The organism is Flavivirga aquatica, assembly GCF_001747085.1.
Lineage (GTDB): Bacteria > Bacteroidota > Bacteroidia > Flavobacteriales > Flavobacteriaceae > Algibacter_C > Algibacter_C aquatica.
This window is the reverse complement of record NZ_MDJD01000054.1, coordinates 209,758-226,256: the sequence shown is the minus strand read 5'-3', so window position 1 is coordinate 226,256 and position 16,499 is coordinate 209,758. Positions and strand designations below refer to the sequence as shown.

Genomic DNA, 16,499 nt, shown 5'->3' with positions numbered 1-16,499 from the left:
TGCAGTAAATTTATTTAGGACAGGATTGATTCTGAATCTTCAAAATCATTATATCTTTCTTGATTTACTTTAAGTTCACTATGAAGGAAAAAGTGACCCAATTCGTGTCCAAGCACAAAAGGAAACTTTTCCGAAGATAATATTGACTTGTCAATTAAAATTGCTTTGTTTTCAATATCGTAAAAACCTGCGATTTTTTTTCCATTTACAGTTTCCAAATCTTGAGTAAAGTCAAACTTTAAGTCATATTCGGTTTTTAGATGTTCGATGAAATCATCAATTTTTATTGAAGAATAAAGGTCATTGTATTTTTGTAAAACTGGGAGTGCTAAATTTTCGATTTTTTCAGCAGTCAACTTTTTTAAACCTTTTACTTTCTTTAATCCTAAAGCCTTTTTTATAAAATTAAAGAAAATTGCATCTGGATTTTTCTTTTCTTCTTTTTTCTCGTCTTTGTCTTTTTCTGTTCTATGAAGAATTATTGAATGATTGTCATCTTTGTCTACCTCGATTAGCATCATTCTTTTATTCTTGGCAAAAGTCAAACCTCCTGATTGAAATTTGTTATCGGTTATCATAACACCTTTCACAGCACCGCCAGAAACTTGATTAAATTTAGTATGAAACTCTTCTACATCATCAACAGGTACATTATGACCAGATGGAGAGCTTTTACATTCTATAAGATATAATAGAGTATATCTTTCTGCATTTTTTGGCCATATTTCTATAGCTAAATCAAAGATTATGTCTTTTTCTCTATCTTTTGAATAATACCCTTTTTGTCTATGAACAACAGCAGAACTTTTAGAAATCCCTAATTCATCATTCTCGATTGCTTTTTGAATCAAGTCATAGGATTTGTCCTCAAATTTGTCTCCTATTTTTACTGTGTTCATTAATTTTTACGATGTCTTTTTAAATTACGCCCAACGGTTCATGTATGAAAAGTGCGACTTAGCGCGTATGATTTTCCGCTAGGAAAATCAGCAGTAGCTAAGGAGCACTTACCATTCGGTTTATTACTAAAGTAAGCATTTTTTATACATATTGTTAACATTTGTTGCGACAGAAATGAGTAATTACATTTTGCCGTACTATTTGGGTTATATCGTTTTGATAAACAGCTAACCGCACTCTTTAATTAATGGGCGGTAATTTTTAGGTGCAGCTTTTTATTCAGATTTTCGGATTCAGAGTGATTTTCAGAATTCAGTTTGCGAATGTAGCTAAAAGTCAGCGCAAAGATTTTAAAAGTCTTTTGGGATCATTTTGCGAATCTGGCTAAAAGTCGGCGTAAAGATTGGTTTTTGAAAATCCGCTTAGAGATCAGATTTTTTTTGCAGAATATTTGGGAGGAATAAATGTTAACAAAAATATATAGTTATTAACTATATATCTTCTATATGATCTACTAATGTAATAGTTTTTTTAATCAACTAAAAATTTTATATAGTTGTTAGTATGTATTTTCAATGAATCTAAGTAGTTAGCTTAAGATGTAATCGTATAATAGTCGAATAATATTCGACTATTATACGATTAAAAAAGGATATATTATTAATAAAAATTAAGATCATTTATTTCAATCATCTAAATCATCATATATTAGACCTACAGTATAGGTTCTATTTAACTTCCCAGTTACTCCGTCTATAACATATTTTTTACTATCTTTTTCGTTATAAGCTTCGTTACCTTTCATTGAGATTATCCATTCTGGATTAGAGTCAGGGAATTCGTTTAAGTCGATTCGGGATAAATTAAAAGTATCTATCTTATATTTTTTAATATCTCTTTTAGCTATTTTTTTTATAATTTCTAAGGCTTCTGCCTAACATATTTTGTAGCCTTTTTCGTGATCGATAACTTTTGCGATATTACCTTGTTTGTCGTAATAGGTTTCTTTTCCTATTTCGGTATGACTTGAATTTCTTAGAAAAAATAAGATAGATTCTATTTTTTTATTTGAATGGTAAAATATCCATTTTGTTAATTGTGTTTTTTTATTGGTTTTGCCAATTGAATTTTTCTGTATTTCGATGATTAGACTGTCATTTTCTATGAGTAAAGCACCTTTCTCTTCTATAATACTATCAAACTCATTATATTCAAAATTAAATTCATTTTCAGTAATCTTAAAAACAGAGTCATTGTAATTACAAGTATTATTATTTACTAGATAATCTTTAGGTACAGAAGTACAAGAAAAAACGAGTAGTATAGTAAAAAAGTAAGCTGTTTTATTTAGGAAAAAAATTATTAGAGATTTCTCATTTTTGTGTTTTGTTTCAATCATCTAAACTATCGTATATTAGACCTACAGTATAGGTTCTATTTAACTTTCCAGTTACTCCGTCTATAATATAGTTTTTTCTGTCTTTTTCGTTATAAGCTTCGTTACCTTTCATTGAGACTCTCCATTCTGGATTAGAATTAGGGAATTCGTTTAAGTCGATTCGAGATAAATAAAAGGAGTCTATCTTATACTTTTTAATATCTCTTTTGGCTAATTGTTTTACTATTTCTATAGCTTCTGCCCAACATATATTATAACCTTTTTCGTAATCGATAACTTTTGTGATATTACCTTGTTTGTCGTAATAGGTTTCTTTATTTATTTCCTTTTTACCATTCAAATATATAAAGGTTACAGACTTAATTCTACCATCTGAATAATAATCTATCCACTTTCCTATATCTAGTTTTTTGTTAGTTTTTTTGTTTGTTATTTCTCCATCTTCATAAGAATAAAATCTATTTTTAAAAAACTCATTATTAACAACAATTAGTTCTCTGCCTTTTAATCGAGTAACATCAAAAAACATTTCGTCTTTAGTAATTTTAAAAATGGAATCGTTGAAATTGCAAGTATTATTATTTACTAAATAATCTTTAGGTACAGAAGTACAAGAAAAAATAAGTAGTGTAATAAAAAGGTATAATAGTTTCATAATATTTATTTTAAAAATGGATATGCGTGGAGTTTATTCCATTGCCATTTCCAGGTAAATTCTTTACTGCCTTTATAATCCATGTAGTTTTTGGTTCTTTTTGCTAAAAAAGTATGCGGAGCTTTTGTGCTAAACGTATGTTGTAAGCCTAAAGCATGCATTATTTCGTGCATTATAGCAGTAGGTAATAAGTTGTTCTCGTTGTCAAGAATACCATAAGCTATGCCAGTACCAGTTGGAGAAAAACCTGCAACAACATTAAAAGCTCCTCCGTCTTCTCCTGTTGCGCCAGTAGTGAGGCAGCTCCTATTAACTAAAAATAATGAAAGTATAGTTGTATTTACTTTATAAGCTTTATTAAATGCTGCAACAAAAAGTTCTTTTTTATTACTTTCTATATAGTGGTGATTTTCTGCTTTTTTTATAATGCCACTGGTTTTAAAATACTCTTTTTTGGATTCTAAATTAACGGTAGAGGCAACGGCGTTTTTTATATTAACGTCAATTAATGCAGGATTCAAGCCTTTTTTTAATAAACTAGTTATTCTAGATAATTTGATTTCATCGTCAAGTTTTCTATAATCAACTCTTCCTCCAGTAATCTCAACAAAAAACCACTCTAAATCAATAGTTTTAGGTTTTGGGTAAAAAATATTGAGGGCGCCTACCGTAGTACCGTCTGCTTTTATAAGTAATTGTGCAGGTTGTGGGTTGGTGTTGTTGCAAGTAATTTGTATTTTATTTGCATTTTTTAAGTTTGTTGGAGTTATGGTAAAATCTGCGTGTGTATTAAAAGCTATTTGAGAATACTGGTTTGCTCTACTTTTCTTTTTCCAATCTAGTTCCAACTCTACGGTTTGTCCTTTACGTATGCTTAACCAAGGGGGTAAGTATTCTTCGTCTAAAATATCTGCTATTGGTTTATATTCTTGACGTAATTTTTCAATATCAGATTTACATATACTTCTATAGTTACTAGGTATTTTATCAAAACCAAAAATACCGTTTCTTATATCACTATTTTTTGCATCTATGTTTATTCTAAAGGGGAGTTTTTCTTTTTCTTCAGTGGCATATACTGGTGGTTTATACGTGTCTTCTTTAATTGGAGCTAAATGCCAACTTCTGTGAATTTTACATCCATAATCTTGTATGGCAGGCGAAATTATCATTTCTACTTGTATACCAATACCATTAGAGTTAAATATTTCTTTATAATCTACAATAGGGGCATCTTTAAAGGTCTAAGTTTTTGAGATATCATCGTTAGCATCATAGAAAATAATTTGTCCTTCATCTACGGGATATCCTAATTTGTATAAGTCGTAGTTAATGGTGGTCATGCGTTCTAAAAAACGAAGGTTTTCGCCTAAATTAAAAACAAACCTAAGTAAACCGCCTTCGTTATAAAATACAGGAATGCCTTTGTGTTCATCATAAATTTTGTTGTAATCGGTTTCTACTGTTATTAGGTCTATTATATGTCCTAAAAAATGTAATTCAGATTTTGCCATATTCTTTATCTCGTATTTTTTTTGTTTATGTGTTTGTGTAACAAAACAGGATTACCTTTTAATGTCGTTATTATATGATAGAAGAATATGAAATATAGATTTACATGGTAGAATTGAAATCATGAGACTTGATACAAGTAATAAAATGTCTGTTTTTAGTAAATAATCAAAATTCATTTTTTTGAAGATATAAGGTGTTATATTAAACGATGAAGGTTGTCTTGATGCTTGATCTAAATTTGGATGAGATAAGAAAAAACAATTTTGTTCTCGTTTATAATATTTCCAATATGAGTCCATTATTTCTTTATTTAAGCTTAATTTTTTTGAAGCTCTTACCAATAGTAAACTCATGTTTTTAATTTTTTGTATGTCTTGTTACTAACAAAAGGTGTTTTTTACAAATCTAGAAAATTTCCTATTAAACGCATGTTATTTAGTACGTTTAATCTCTCTTTATTTGTAGTTTAATACATTATTTGTTTAAATATATAACGAAATGTAAAGAGAGTGTAATAAACATAAAAAGATGTCTAATTTTAGTAATGAAATTAGTTTATTATAGGTAATTTATAATATGGTGGGTAAGTTAAAACGCGATCATATATTTATTCGAGTCACTATTTTTAACAGAACTCATTTTGGACATTTTTTAGGAAATAGAAAAAGTCAAGATGAGTTCTTGTGTACCAATACTTTTTTTTAGATAACTTTATTTTGTCTAGAAAAACAAGTTTATACCAAATTTATACCAAGTTTAAAATAGATATCATTTATAAGCTAATTGATATTACTTCCAAGAAAAGTGTGGTTATCTTTGTCAAAAATTATTTTTATGTCTAGGGAGTTTTCCAATTTAGGAATTAGCAAACCATTGCTTCAAAGTTTAGTCGATTTACAAATTTCTGTTCCAACAGATATTCAGAAAAAGACGATTCCGTTAATACTAAATAAAACCAAAGATGTTGTTGCATTAGCAAAGACAGGAACAGGTAAAACAGCAGCTTTTGGATTACCGTTATTACAGTTAATTGATGTAGAAAATACAAATGTGCAAGCATTAATACTAGCTCCAACACGAGAGTTAGGACAACAAATTTATACAAATTTAGTTTCTTTTGCAGCTCATAGTACTTCGGTTTCTATAGCAGCAATTTGTGGAGGTATTCCCATAAAACCTCAAATAGAACGCTTAAAAGATACTACGCATATTGTTGTTGCTACTCCAGGGCGTTTAGTAGATTTAATTAAGCGTGGTGCTATTGATGTTAAAAATGTAAAGTATTTGGTATTAGATGAAGCAGATGAAATGGTAAGTGCCTTAAAAGACGATTTGGGTATTATTATTAAAGCTATTCCAAAGTCGAGAAAAACTTTATTATTTACAGCCACTATGCCAGGAACCATAAAACAATTGGTTCAAAACTATATGTCTAAGGATGTTGAGCAAGTAGAAGCAGATATGTCTACAGTTGGACACCAAGGTATAGACCATCAATATGTTGTTGTAGAACCTATAGAGAAACTGGAAGTATTACTTCATTTTTTAAATTCTAGAGAAGGGGAAAGAGGTATTATTTTTTGTAAAACGAAAGCAGCAGTTAATAAATTAGGGAAAAATTTAGCAATAAATAAATTTTCATCTGGTGCCATTCACGGAAGCTTAACTCAAGGCATTCGCGATCGAATTATGGGGCAGTTTAGAGAAGGTTTTATTAATGTTTTGGTAGCTACAGATTTAGCAGCCCGTGGTATTGATGTTAAAGAGGTGTCGTATGTTGTAAATTATCATTTACCAGATACCTACGAAGCTTATGTACACCGAAGTGGTCGTACGGCTAGAGCAGGAGCAAAAGGGCTTTCTTTAACTATTTTGCAAAAAGAAGAAGTTGAAGATATTGCAGATTTTGAAGATGAATTAGATCTTGTTTTTAATGAATTTAAAAAAGCAGATGCTCAAAGTATTGAAGAAAATAATGGCTTATTATGGGCTAAAAAAATATTTAAGACCAAACCAAACCGTGCTATTTCTCAGGAATTTAGAGAGAAAGTACAAACCGTATTTCATCATTTAACTAAAGAGGAGTTGGTAGATAAAGTATTGGCTAATTATTTAGAACAAACAAGTTTAGGGCAATCAAAAACGGAAGCACCTAAAAAGAAAAAGAAGAAGTAATTATGTCGAATAGTATTAAAGAACAACAGGATATTTTAGCTAAATTAAATATTCAAGCGCTAAACCCAATGCAGGAAGAGGCGATTACTGTAATGGATACAACGACAAATACCATACTTCTTTCACCAACAGGTACAGGTAAAACAGTTGCTTTTTTATTGCCATTAATTAAAGCTTTAGATAAAAATATAGACGATGTACAAGCATTAATTTTAGTGCCTTCTCGTGAGTTAGCCATACAAATAGAACAAGTTGTTCGAAATATGGGGACGGGTTTTAAAGTAAATGCGGTTTATGGTGGTAGGCCAATGTCTAAAGATAAAATTGAAATAAAGCATATTCCTGCCATATTAATAGGGACACCAGGCAGAATTTTAGATCATTTTAATAACGATCGCTTTTCTAAAGCACGTATTAAAACCCTTGTATTGGATGAGTTTGATAAATCTTTGGAAATTGGTTTTGAGGATGAAATGAAAGGGATTATAAGTCAATTACCTAGTGTAAACAAACGTATTTTAACATCGGCCACGCAAGGCGTTACTATTCCTAGTTTTGTGCGATTAGATAAACCAACAACTATTAATTATTTAAAAGAAAACACTGTATCTAAGTTAGAGATTAAAACAGTGGTTTCGCCAGAAAAGAACAAGTTAAAAACGTTGTTAGATTTGTTACTACACATAGGTAACGAGCCAGGGATTGTTTTTTGTAATTTAAGAGATAGTATTGAGCAGGTGAGTACTTTTTTGAAGAAAAATAAAATTGGTCATGCTTGTTTTTCTGGTGGCATGGAACAAAAAGACAGGGAACGTTCTTTAATTAAGTTTAGAAATGGAACCAGTCAACTATTAATTGCTACAGATTTAGCAGCAAGAGGTATAGATATCCCTGAAATGAAGTATATTATTCATTATGAGTTGCCTATACATAAAGAAGAATTTATACATAGAAACGGTAGAACAGCTCGTGTAAATGCAAAAGGTACTGCTTATGTACTAAGATGGGAAAAAGAACAATTGCCTGAATTTATTGTAGAAGCAAAAGGCAAAAATATTTCAGAAAAAGCACCTTATAAACCCCAGTTCTGGGAAACATTATTTATTTCCGGAGGAAGAAAAGATAAAATTTCTAAAGGAGACATTGCAGGGTTGTTTTTTAAGCAAGGTGCTATAAATAAAGATCAATTAGGTGTTATTGAGTTAAAACAAGATTGTGCTTTTGTTGCTGTTCCGTTAACTATTTCAAATGAATTAGTTGCGAAGTTGAATAATACACGATTAAAAAAGAAAAAAGTACGTGTAACCATTCTTTAAAAGATATTTTGGATGTTTTAGCTATAAATGCCGTATACTAGTTTTGCTTATTCAACAGACAGTGCACTATGTTTTTATGGTCTTCTCTTTTAGCTATTATAAGTGGAGTATCTCCATTATCCATTTTTAACCCGATTGAAGCCCCGTTTTCAATTAGAAGTTTAGTTAAAGTTAAATTGCCTCTGTGTACCGCAGCATGTAAAGCCGTTACATTTTGTATTTGAGTTGCATTTACGTTTGCTCCTTTTTCGAGTAATATTTTACAAAGCTCATAATGCTCTTTTGCAATTGCAGAATGAAGGGCATTAACTTTTGAAGGATTTGTTGCGGACAAATTCGGGTCTGCACCATTTTCTATCAATAATTTAGCGATTGCTGTTTGATTGAAAAAAGCTGCTAAAGATAAAGGCGTAAAACCATCGCTTGAATGTGTATTAACTAAGTTAGAATTCGATTTCTCAAAATAACTATTTACAATTTCAATTTTGCCACATACAATGGCTTCGTGAAATGAAAATGAGTTTTTTAGTTCTATGGCTTTCTCAGAATCTTTATTTTGAATATAGGTTTTAAGCAATTCAATCATATTATTTGTTCTACGATTTTTATTTAAGATTGTTGTAGTAGGGAATTTTAATATTTAGCCGCTAACATATATTTATAAAAGTACAAAATTTGGGGTGAAGCTATAAATTGTTATTATATCTACATCTTAATTATATTTTTTTTGAATATCCGTTTTTACTCATAATCCAGTAATTCCAGCTATTACTAGTCTATCGAATAGTTTTTCCTCAAAATATCTTCGATTGAGTTTGTAAACAAATTCGTTTAGGTAGAGTTGTAGGTATTTGCCTTTAATTTTGTGATAATTTCCAAGTAAGTTTCGTTTGGCATTGCTTATGGTAATATGTACCCATTTCAAGGTCTCTTTAGTAGTTTGTTTATCTGATTTTTCACTAATATGTAGTTCTACAAAATCAGCAATATCAACATATGAAGTACTTTTATCAGTAAAAACAATGCTTTGTTCGTCTAAAGACTCTTTAACAGTATCATTTACACCATCAGCCTTATGATCTGTCAGCACTTTGGCTTTAAAGTAGAGACATTGGCGATCCTTCTTGTTGGTTTTCGGGTCTTCTAAGGGAGTGGATTCTGCCATTATCATTACGTTTTGCTTTCCTACTGCACCACGACCTCTTTTTCCTTTTTGTTGCTCTATTTCAGAAGATTCGACCGTAAAATAACCTTCATCCATTTCAATCATACCTTCTAAAGTATAGCGAGCATCTCTGTTACCCATTGCTTTACGAAGTTTATGAACCATCGCCCAGACAGGTTCATACCTTTTTAAACCAAGCTGTTTCTGGATTTCTTTAGAAGAAAATCCTTTCTTGGTAGTAGTCATCAAAAACATTGTCTTATACCATATCATAAAAGATAGATTAGAATTTTGCATAATAGTACCACTTCTCAAAGATGTACGGGCTCTACAAGATTTGCACTCATAGCTCCAAACAGCCTTTATCCAATAGTGATGAGTATGACCACAACGCTGGCATTTAACTCCTATCTTATCTCTTTCTTGCTTAAAATGAGTACGACAAGCTTCTTCACTATCAAAATGGGCGGTAAAACTAAAAATATTCATGACTTGTTTTTTTAACAAAATAAGCATTTTTAATCAATTATTAGTAATTACGGATATTCAATTATTTTTTTCCTTTATTCTAATAATTCATGCTTTTATGCGTAAATATTTAGTGCTTGTGGTGTTTTTTTACGATTTCTAGTAGTGATTTCTTAATATTGGCTTGTTTGAAGATATAAAATGACAGATGCTGCAGCTGTATAAAATTTTATTTTCCAAAGAATATTCGTGTTAAAAAAGTTAAATTTAAGGAGTGTGAAAAAACGTTTTTTTTTAAAGTGAAGAATAAACAAGGTAATTAAGTCTATAAGAAACTTGTTTTTTTAAGTAAATTGAAATAAAAAAAACAATTAAAGTGATGTTTTATAAAATTTTTAAAATGTATGTTATTTATATTGAGGTGTTTAAATTGACAGAAAGAAAGTCTGCTTTTAATAAATATTCAGCTACCTAAATATATGAGAATTTGTATAAAATAACTATCTTTCAATCTTACAAATTAATTTTAACCCAACCTAATTTAGTGAACTATAAAAGTGTTTTTTTAATTGTTTTTATGTGTTTTGTGGTACAACAAAATATGTACTCTTCAAGTATTACAAAGGATTATTCTCCTTTACAGGATACAACCAAAACTTTTAAAAAAGAGAAGAAAGTAGCCAAGTTTTTAAAAAATATATTTAATCATAATGATTCTACTAAACAAGCTAGAAAATTTATACATCAGCATCATAAAATATTAAAAAAGAATAAAGCGCCCACTTTTGCAACCAATGTAGATTCTATTATTTCTAATAGATTTAAAACACCAAAAGATTTTGAATTGGATTATGAGATTTTTGGATGGTATCCATATTGGGAGAAGGATTATTATAAACAAATTAATTTCTCGTTGCTTTCAACGGTTGCTTATTTCTCGTATGAGGTAGACCCTAAAACAGGACAAGCCATTACAATTCATGATTGGGAAACAACTGCGTTAATTGATTCTGTTCAAAAGCAAACAAATAAAAGAATACTGCTAACGGTTAGTAATTTTGGAGAGAAGAATAATAGAGTGTTTTTAAAAAATGCAGATGCAACAGATACCTTAATAAGTAACCTTATTTCATTAATCTCTAAAAGAAAAGGAGATGGCGTATGTATTGATTTTGAAGGTGTAATGAAAAATGAGAAAAGTGCCTACACAAGTTTTTTATTAACACTATCTAATAGACTTAAAAAAGCAAATAAAAATTATAAAATCTATGTAACACTACCCAGTGTAAATTGGAGCAAAGCCATAGATTTTAAAGCTATAAATCAAGCTGTAGATCGATTTGTTATTATGGGATACGATTATTATGGTCAGGGGAGTACCGTAGCAGGACCAGTAGCTCCATTAAAAAGTGGCACAACTTGGGAACCATATAACCTAACATCTTCTGTAGACTATTATATTAATAATGATATCGCTAGTTCTAAAATAATATTAGCATTGCCTACTTATGGGAGTTTATGGGAAACAAAAAATTTAGATTTAAAATCTAAAGTAAAAAAATACATTGGTGCTAGAACCTATAGTTACATTAAAAAGAATATCGATAAGAATGAAGCTATTTATATCGACCCTACAAGTAAAAGTGCATATAGTACATATAAAGTAAAAGGAGATAAAACGCAGTATAGACAATGTTGGTTTGAAAACGATTCGAGTTTTGTGTTTAAGACCCAACTTATTAAAGAAAAAAAGCTGAAAGGATTAGGACTTTGGGCGTTGGGATATGATAAAGGTTATAATGATATATGGGAAGTTATAAGTAAAGAATTAGGAAAGCCACTTAAAGAAAGTAATTCTAATGACTTAGTTAATGCCGATGGAAGTCCAGTAGATGGAGAAAAAGCTAATAGTGAAAAATCGACATCAATAGTATCTAGTATTGTAAACACATTGGGACTTAAAGACCCGAGTAGTAAAATAAATAAGGTAGAAAAAAAATTAGTAACTGTAACTAATTATAAAACCGTCTTATTATATACCATGTCTTTTATTTTATTTTTTGCCTGTTTAGGTTTTATAATAGCTATGCTATACCCTAATACCCGTGCTGGATTTTTTAATAATGCGTCTTTAAAAGCATATTATGTTACTATAATACTGGTATTCGCAGTTATAGTTTTTAGAATGTTAAAATGGATAGATAACAGTATAGTTATGCTAATTATTGGTTTTTTACTTGGAGCTTATGCTTATTATTTAGCAAATAAAAAGATAGAAAAAAAGCAAAAAGATTTACCATAAATATAACTTTGGAGTATGGATTTGAAAAGCATAAAAGAAGAATCGGGTAAAATTAAAAAGATATACGCTGCTGTTAAAAAAGCAGTTTCTAAAGAGTTTTTATGGATATTATTTATAATGGCTATTAGTATTCCTATAGCATTGACAGCTTCATATATTATAAGTGCAGATGTACATATTGTAAATGCAAAAATTGCACATGATATAGAAGAAGTGTCAGAAATCATTACTAATAAACAACCCTTATTTAGGGTGTTGTATGGGATGAGTGTTGTAGGTATTTATTTTTCAAGAATGGTAACAGCAGCGATAAAAACACAATTTGTAAAATAAAAAAAGATTAAAATGTTAGATAAAGCACTGTTATTTATTAGCGATTTACTAAACAAAGAACTTAAAATGTCCTTTGGTCTTACCGATGATGTTGTAGTGGTTGGTAGTCTTATAAATTTAGACGGTAGTATTACTAATAATATAGAGAATAAAGTGGTTTTGTCCATTATAAACCTTGAACACGAAAAAACAGTAAAAAATAGAGGAGAGTATATTACTAATGGACAAGGGACTTTTAATAAAGTTAACCCTCCAGTACATCTCAATTTGTATTTATTGGTATCGGCTAATTATAATTCAGATAATTATATGGAGTCATTAAAAATGTTATCTGCTGTAATTGGTACATTTCAAACATATAGAGTTTTTACATCTGAAACTTACCCAGAACTCGATCCCATAATTAAGCGATTAACTTTTGAGATTTATAATGTGCCTGTGCAAGAATTAAGTCACGTATGGAGTGGGATAGGCGCTAAATATGTGCCATCTATGGTATATAAAGTGCGCATGATTAGTATACAAAAAGGACAAGTGAAGGAACAAGTCGCAGGTATTAGTAACCTAGATACAAGTGCCCAAAAGCGATAAAGTAAGAAATGAGTATGAGTCATCAACACTGGTTTACATTAGGAATAGAACATCAATATTTTTACAATAATGCATGTTCTGTTTTTGAATTATTACCAGTAAAAGAAACCCAACGTATCATGAAAAATTATGGTATCCGGTTTCAAAAATTAGGAAATTTATACCGTGGTTATGCAGAAGTAGGAACCTCAAAGAAAATATGGGAAGAGTTGCAAACAGCAGAAGATTTGTATTTTCAATTAATTAATACAGATCCAAATTTTGATAGTTATACTAATGTACCCTTACCAAAAAAGGAAGAAACGTTAACATACATAACAAATTCAGAAATTACTAATAGACTTAATAAAGAAGAGTCTGTAATTCCAAATTCAGATTTAGATATTCGTCAATTACGTTTTAATGTAAGTGTTCAGGCAACAGAAACGGTGTCTGTAGTTATTAAAAATAGTCAAGGACAAACGGTTTTTAATCAAGTATCGCCCCAAAATCAATCTTACGTTTCTGTAAATATAAGCGCTTTAGGAACAGGAATATATCAATTATGGATAGATGATGCCTTATTAAGTACATTTTTAGGAACTTCGGAGCCAATCGAAGTGAACTGCTACGGCATATTGCATATTCAAATGCGAAATATTTTAGAATCGCTAAAAGAAAATACGGTGCCCATATTAAAGGTGAATTTTGAACCTAGAGCTACGTTTTGGGAATATATCGTTATTGTATCACAGGATAAAAAGATTGAAATACAGGAGATGAGTATAGAAAGTGTTAATAGCGAGAAATACTTGGGACCAGAAGAAAGAATAGTCATGGAAAATAATCTATCCCATGTTTTTACATCAGCAAATACTATAAAACTGTATCAAAAACCAGAAAAACATGATGTATTAAAAATTAGGTATACCAACCAATTTTCAGATACCCTATTGGAACTAGATATGAAAATGCCAGTTCCAGCTGCATCATCTCTTATAATTAAAAATAAAAACAATGAGAATTTATATTATTCTCAAACCATAATTTATGTCTAACACTAAAAACAATCAAAAAGAATGTCAGTAACAGCAATGAAAACACCTGGGGTTTATATCCAAGAGCTGGATGCCTTTGGAAACGCGGTTGTACCTGTACCTACTGCAATTCCGGCTTTTGTCGGGTATACAGGACAAACCAGTTACAATGGTAAAGACCTAGTAAATAAAGCCGTAAGAATTACATCGTTAGCGGAATTTAATGCTATTTTTGGTATTACGCCTCCACAAATTCAGTTTAATGTAAATCAAACACCTGTAGCTACTGCAGCAGCAAAACCAGCAGCACCAGCAGACCCTAAAAAGAAACCTGCAGATGCAACAAAACCTGCAAATGCAGAAACAAGTAATAACAATGCAGCACCAGCAGATTTCTTTATAGGAACCAATGGGTATACTTTAGGAACAAGTACAGTAAATTATAGATTATATAGTGCTGTTCGCTTTTTTTATGAAAACGGAGGAGGAACATGTTACATCGTATCTACAGGAGCTTATGATTATACTTCTACAGGCTTAACATCGACAACCCCTTTTTCAGATGCTTTAACAGTATTAGAAAAAGAAGTAGAACCAACAATGATTGCGATACCAGATGCTGTAGAGCTAAAGGATACAACAGAAACTGAGTTATCAAAAAAGTATGCATTATGTTATACGTTGCAAGGTGAAATGATAAACCATTGTGGGTTGTTAGCAACTAGAGTAGCACTTATAGATATACCAGGAGGATATAGTGAGCCTTTGGTAGGAACAACAAGTGTTGAAGGTTTTAGAAATGCAGTAGAGCCAACATTACCTAAATTTAATAGTTATGCAGCAGCATATTATCCTTGGTTGCATACTACGGTTAATCAACTAACAGATATATCATATAAAAATATTGCGCCAGCAAGTTATACTGTTGTAAAAGCGATGCTAAATGCAGAGTTTCCAAATGTGATAGACCCTAAAACAAAGAGTTCTATACCTAATCCATTAGCAAAATATATAACAGCGTTATTTGCAGCAAAACCTGCAGCAGATGGTATTACACAAGATAAAGCAGATTCTGTACTAAAAAATCTGAGCGGATCATATAAGCTATTATTAAAACACTTCTTAGAAAAGTTAAATTTAATGCCACCTAGTGCAGCAATGGCAGGAATTTATACAACTGTAGATAATAATGAAGGCGTATGGGTAGCACCAGCAAATGTAGGAGTACAAGGCGTTGTAGCACCAGCTGTTAAAATTGATTTAAAAGCTCAAGAAGATCTTAATATGCCATTAGATGGAAAATCTGTATGTGCCATTAGATCTTTCCCTGGAAAAGGTGTGTTAGTTTGGGGAGCAAGAACATTAGATGGTAACTCTAACGATTGGAGATATATAAATGTTAGAAGAACACTAATTTACATCGAACAATCTGTGAAAGAAGCAGCCAGTGCTTATGTATTTGCACCTAACGATGCTAATACTTGGGTTTCTGTAAAAAGTATGATTAGTAACTTTTTGCTAGGATTATGGAATCAAGGAGGTTTAGTAGGTACCAAACCAGCAGATGCTTTTTCTGTAACCATAGGATTAGGTAGCACGATGACTGGAGATGATATTCTAAATGGAAAAATGATTGTAGCAGTAAAAGTTGCAGTATCTCATCCAGCAGAATTTATTGAGATTACATTCCAACAAGAGATGCAAAAAGGATAAAAAAATATTAAATAATCAGTTTTAAAAATATATAATTATGGCAGATGATGGATCAGCACAAGGTGCAATATGGCCGTTAACTAAGTTTTATTTTTCAGTTAGTTTAGGCTCTCAAGATAATACAGCTTCTTTTCAAGAAGTATCAGGATTAGACACAGAAACACAAGTAGTAGAATATAGACACGGAGATAGTAAAACCTTTAGCACAATTAAAATGCCGGGTATTGCTAAATTTAGTAATGTCACACTTAAAAAAGGCGTTTTTGTAAAAGATAATAATTTTTGGACATGGTATAATGCTATAAAAATGAATACCATAAAAAGAGAAACAGTGGTTATAAAGTTACTGGATGAATCTGGATCTCCAACAATGACTTGGACGTTATCCAATGCTTGGCCAACTAAAATTACAGCAACAGATTTAAAATCTGAAGCCAATGAGGTTGCCATAGAAACTTTAGAGTTGGCACACGAAGGTTTAACTATAGCAAATAGTTAAATTATATGAGTGATTATCCATTACCAGGGTTTTATTTTAGACTAACCTTTCCGTTAGAATTAGGATTATTTGATACCTCGTTTAAAGAAGTATCTGGTATGTCTATGGAAATGGGTATCGAAGAAATTGCAGAAGGTGGGGAAAACCGGTTTAAACACCGGGTTCCTACTGGAGCAAAATATCAAAACCTTGTTTTAAAACGAGGAGTTACTTCAAGTATTTCTGCATTATCGTTATGGTGTGAAGCAACCATTGGCGGAGGTTTATCTTCATCAATAATTACACAAACAGTAATATTAAGTCTTTTAGATGAAGATAGCTTTCCAATAAAAAACTGGAGTTTTGTTAACGCTTGGCCTGTAAAATGGGAGTTTTCTCCATTAAATTCTATGAATAATGAAATTCTTATAGAAAGCCTTGAGTTAGCATACGATTATTCATTAGTAATATAA

Annotated in this window: 17 protein-coding genes; 9 read left to right on the top strand and 8 right to left on the bottom strand. The window is 30.7% G+C overall.

Annotated elements, in window-relative coordinates; translation table 11 throughout:
- Window positions 1-14: 14 nt before the first annotated feature.
- From A8C32_RS15345 to A8C32_RS15320, 6 genes are all read right to left on the bottom strand, one after another.
- A complete protein-coding gene (locus tag A8C32_RS15345; protein WP_069831295.1) occupies window positions 15-899 on the bottom strand; it encodes an ImmA/IrrE family metallo-endopeptidase in 885 nt (294 codons plus the stop codon).
- A 935-nt stretch (window positions 900-1,834) separates the two neighbouring features.
- Window positions 1,835-2,299: a hypothetical protein gene (locus A8C32_RS15340; RefSeq protein WP_069831294.1), complete on the bottom strand. Its 465-nt coding sequence runs from the start codon at window positions 2,297-2,299 to the stop codon at window positions 1,835-1,837.
- Window positions 2,292-2,954: a toxin-antitoxin system YwqK family antitoxin gene (locus A8C32_RS15335; protein WP_069831293.1), complete on the bottom strand. Its 663-nt coding sequence runs from the start codon at window positions 2,952-2,954 to the stop codon at window positions 2,292-2,294. Before A8C32_RS15335 ends, A8C32_RS15340 begins: the two co-directional genes overlap by 8 nt.
- A 5-nt stretch (window positions 2,955-2,959) precedes the next feature.
- Window positions 2,960-4,126, bottom strand: coding sequence for a zinc metalloprotease (locus A8C32_RS21160; protein ID WP_069831292.1), 1,167 nt, complete (start codon window positions 4,124-4,126; stop codon window positions 2,960-2,962).
- Window positions 4,127-4,198: 72 nt separating this feature from the next.
- Complete coding sequence (locus A8C32_RS15325) at window positions 4,199-4,468, bottom strand: hypothetical protein (protein WP_069831291.1); 270 nt, start codon at window positions 4,466-4,468, stop codon at window positions 4,199-4,201.
- Between the two features lie 51 nt (window positions 4,469-4,519).
- Window positions 4,520-4,822, bottom strand: coding sequence for a hypothetical protein (locus A8C32_RS15320; protein WP_069831290.1), 303 nt, complete (start codon window positions 4,820-4,822; stop codon window positions 4,520-4,522).
- A 481-nt stretch (window positions 4,823-5,303) separates the two neighbouring features.
- Here A8C32_RS15320 and A8C32_RS15315 point away from each other — a divergent pair, with 481 nt between their 5' ends.
- On the top strand, window positions 5,304-6,644 hold the full coding sequence (locus tag A8C32_RS15315; protein ID WP_069831289.1) for a DEAD/DEAH box helicase: 1,341 nt from the start codon (window positions 5,304-5,306) through the stop codon (window positions 6,642-6,644).
- Window positions 6,645-6,646: 2 nt separating this feature from the next.
- Window positions 6,647-7,960, top strand: coding sequence for a DEAD/DEAH box helicase (locus tag A8C32_RS15310; RefSeq protein ID WP_069831288.1), 1,314 nt, complete (start codon window positions 6,647-6,649; stop codon window positions 7,958-7,960).
- A gap of 37 nt (window positions 7,961-7,997) precedes the next feature.
- Here the strand turns inward: A8C32_RS15310 and A8C32_RS15305 are convergent, their stop codons facing one another.
- Window positions 7,998-8,546: an ankyrin repeat domain-containing protein gene (locus A8C32_RS15305; protein ID WP_069831287.1), complete on the bottom strand. Its 549-nt coding sequence runs from the start codon at window positions 8,544-8,546 to the stop codon at window positions 7,998-8,000.
- A gap of 159 nt (window positions 8,547-8,705) precedes the next feature.
- Window positions 8,706-9,614 (bottom strand): IS1595-like element ISAlg2 family transposase, encoded by a 909-nt coding sequence (locus A8C32_RS15300; protein WP_069831286.1) that lies wholly within the window; start codon window positions 9,612-9,614, stop codon window positions 8,706-8,708.
- 580 nt (window positions 9,615-10,194) lie between these two features.
- Here A8C32_RS15300 and A8C32_RS15295 point away from each other — a divergent pair.
- From A8C32_RS15295 to A8C32_RS15265, 7 genes are read left to right on the top strand one after another with little or no spacing between them, the layout of a single operon-like run.
- Window positions 10,195-11,895, top strand: coding sequence for a glycosyl hydrolase family 18 protein (locus A8C32_RS15295; RefSeq protein ID WP_165605854.1), 1,701 nt, complete (start codon window positions 10,195-10,197; stop codon window positions 11,893-11,895).
- A gap of 15 nt (window positions 11,896-11,910) precedes the next feature.
- Complete coding sequence (locus A8C32_RS15290) at window positions 11,911-12,228, top strand: hypothetical protein (protein ID WP_069831284.1); 318 nt, start codon at window positions 11,911-11,913, stop codon at window positions 12,226-12,228.
- Between the two features lie 12 nt (window positions 12,229-12,240).
- Window positions 12,241-12,819: a Pvc16 family protein gene (locus A8C32_RS15285; protein WP_069831283.1), complete on the top strand. Its 579-nt coding sequence runs from the start codon at window positions 12,241-12,243 to the stop codon at window positions 12,817-12,819.
- Window positions 12,820-12,833: 14 nt separating this feature from the next.
- Entirely contained in the window at window positions 12,834-13,856 is a 1,023-nt protein-coding gene (locus A8C32_RS15280; RefSeq protein WP_123803447.1) for a T9SS type A sorting domain-containing protein, read from the top strand.
- Between the two features lie 21 nt (window positions 13,857-13,877).
- Entirely contained in the window at window positions 13,878-15,548 is a 1,671-nt protein-coding gene (locus A8C32_RS15275) for a phage tail sheath family protein (protein ID WP_083253381.1), read from the top strand.
- A 37-nt stretch (window positions 15,549-15,585) separates the two neighbouring features.
- On the top strand, window positions 15,586-16,047 hold the full coding sequence (locus A8C32_RS15270; protein WP_069831281.1) for a phage tail protein: 462 nt from the start codon (window positions 15,586-15,588) through the stop codon (window positions 16,045-16,047).
- A gap of 5 nt (window positions 16,048-16,052) precedes the next feature.
- Window positions 16,053-16,499, top strand: coding sequence for a phage tail protein (locus A8C32_RS15265; protein ID WP_069831280.1), 447 nt, complete (start codon window positions 16,053-16,055; stop codon window positions 16,497-16,499).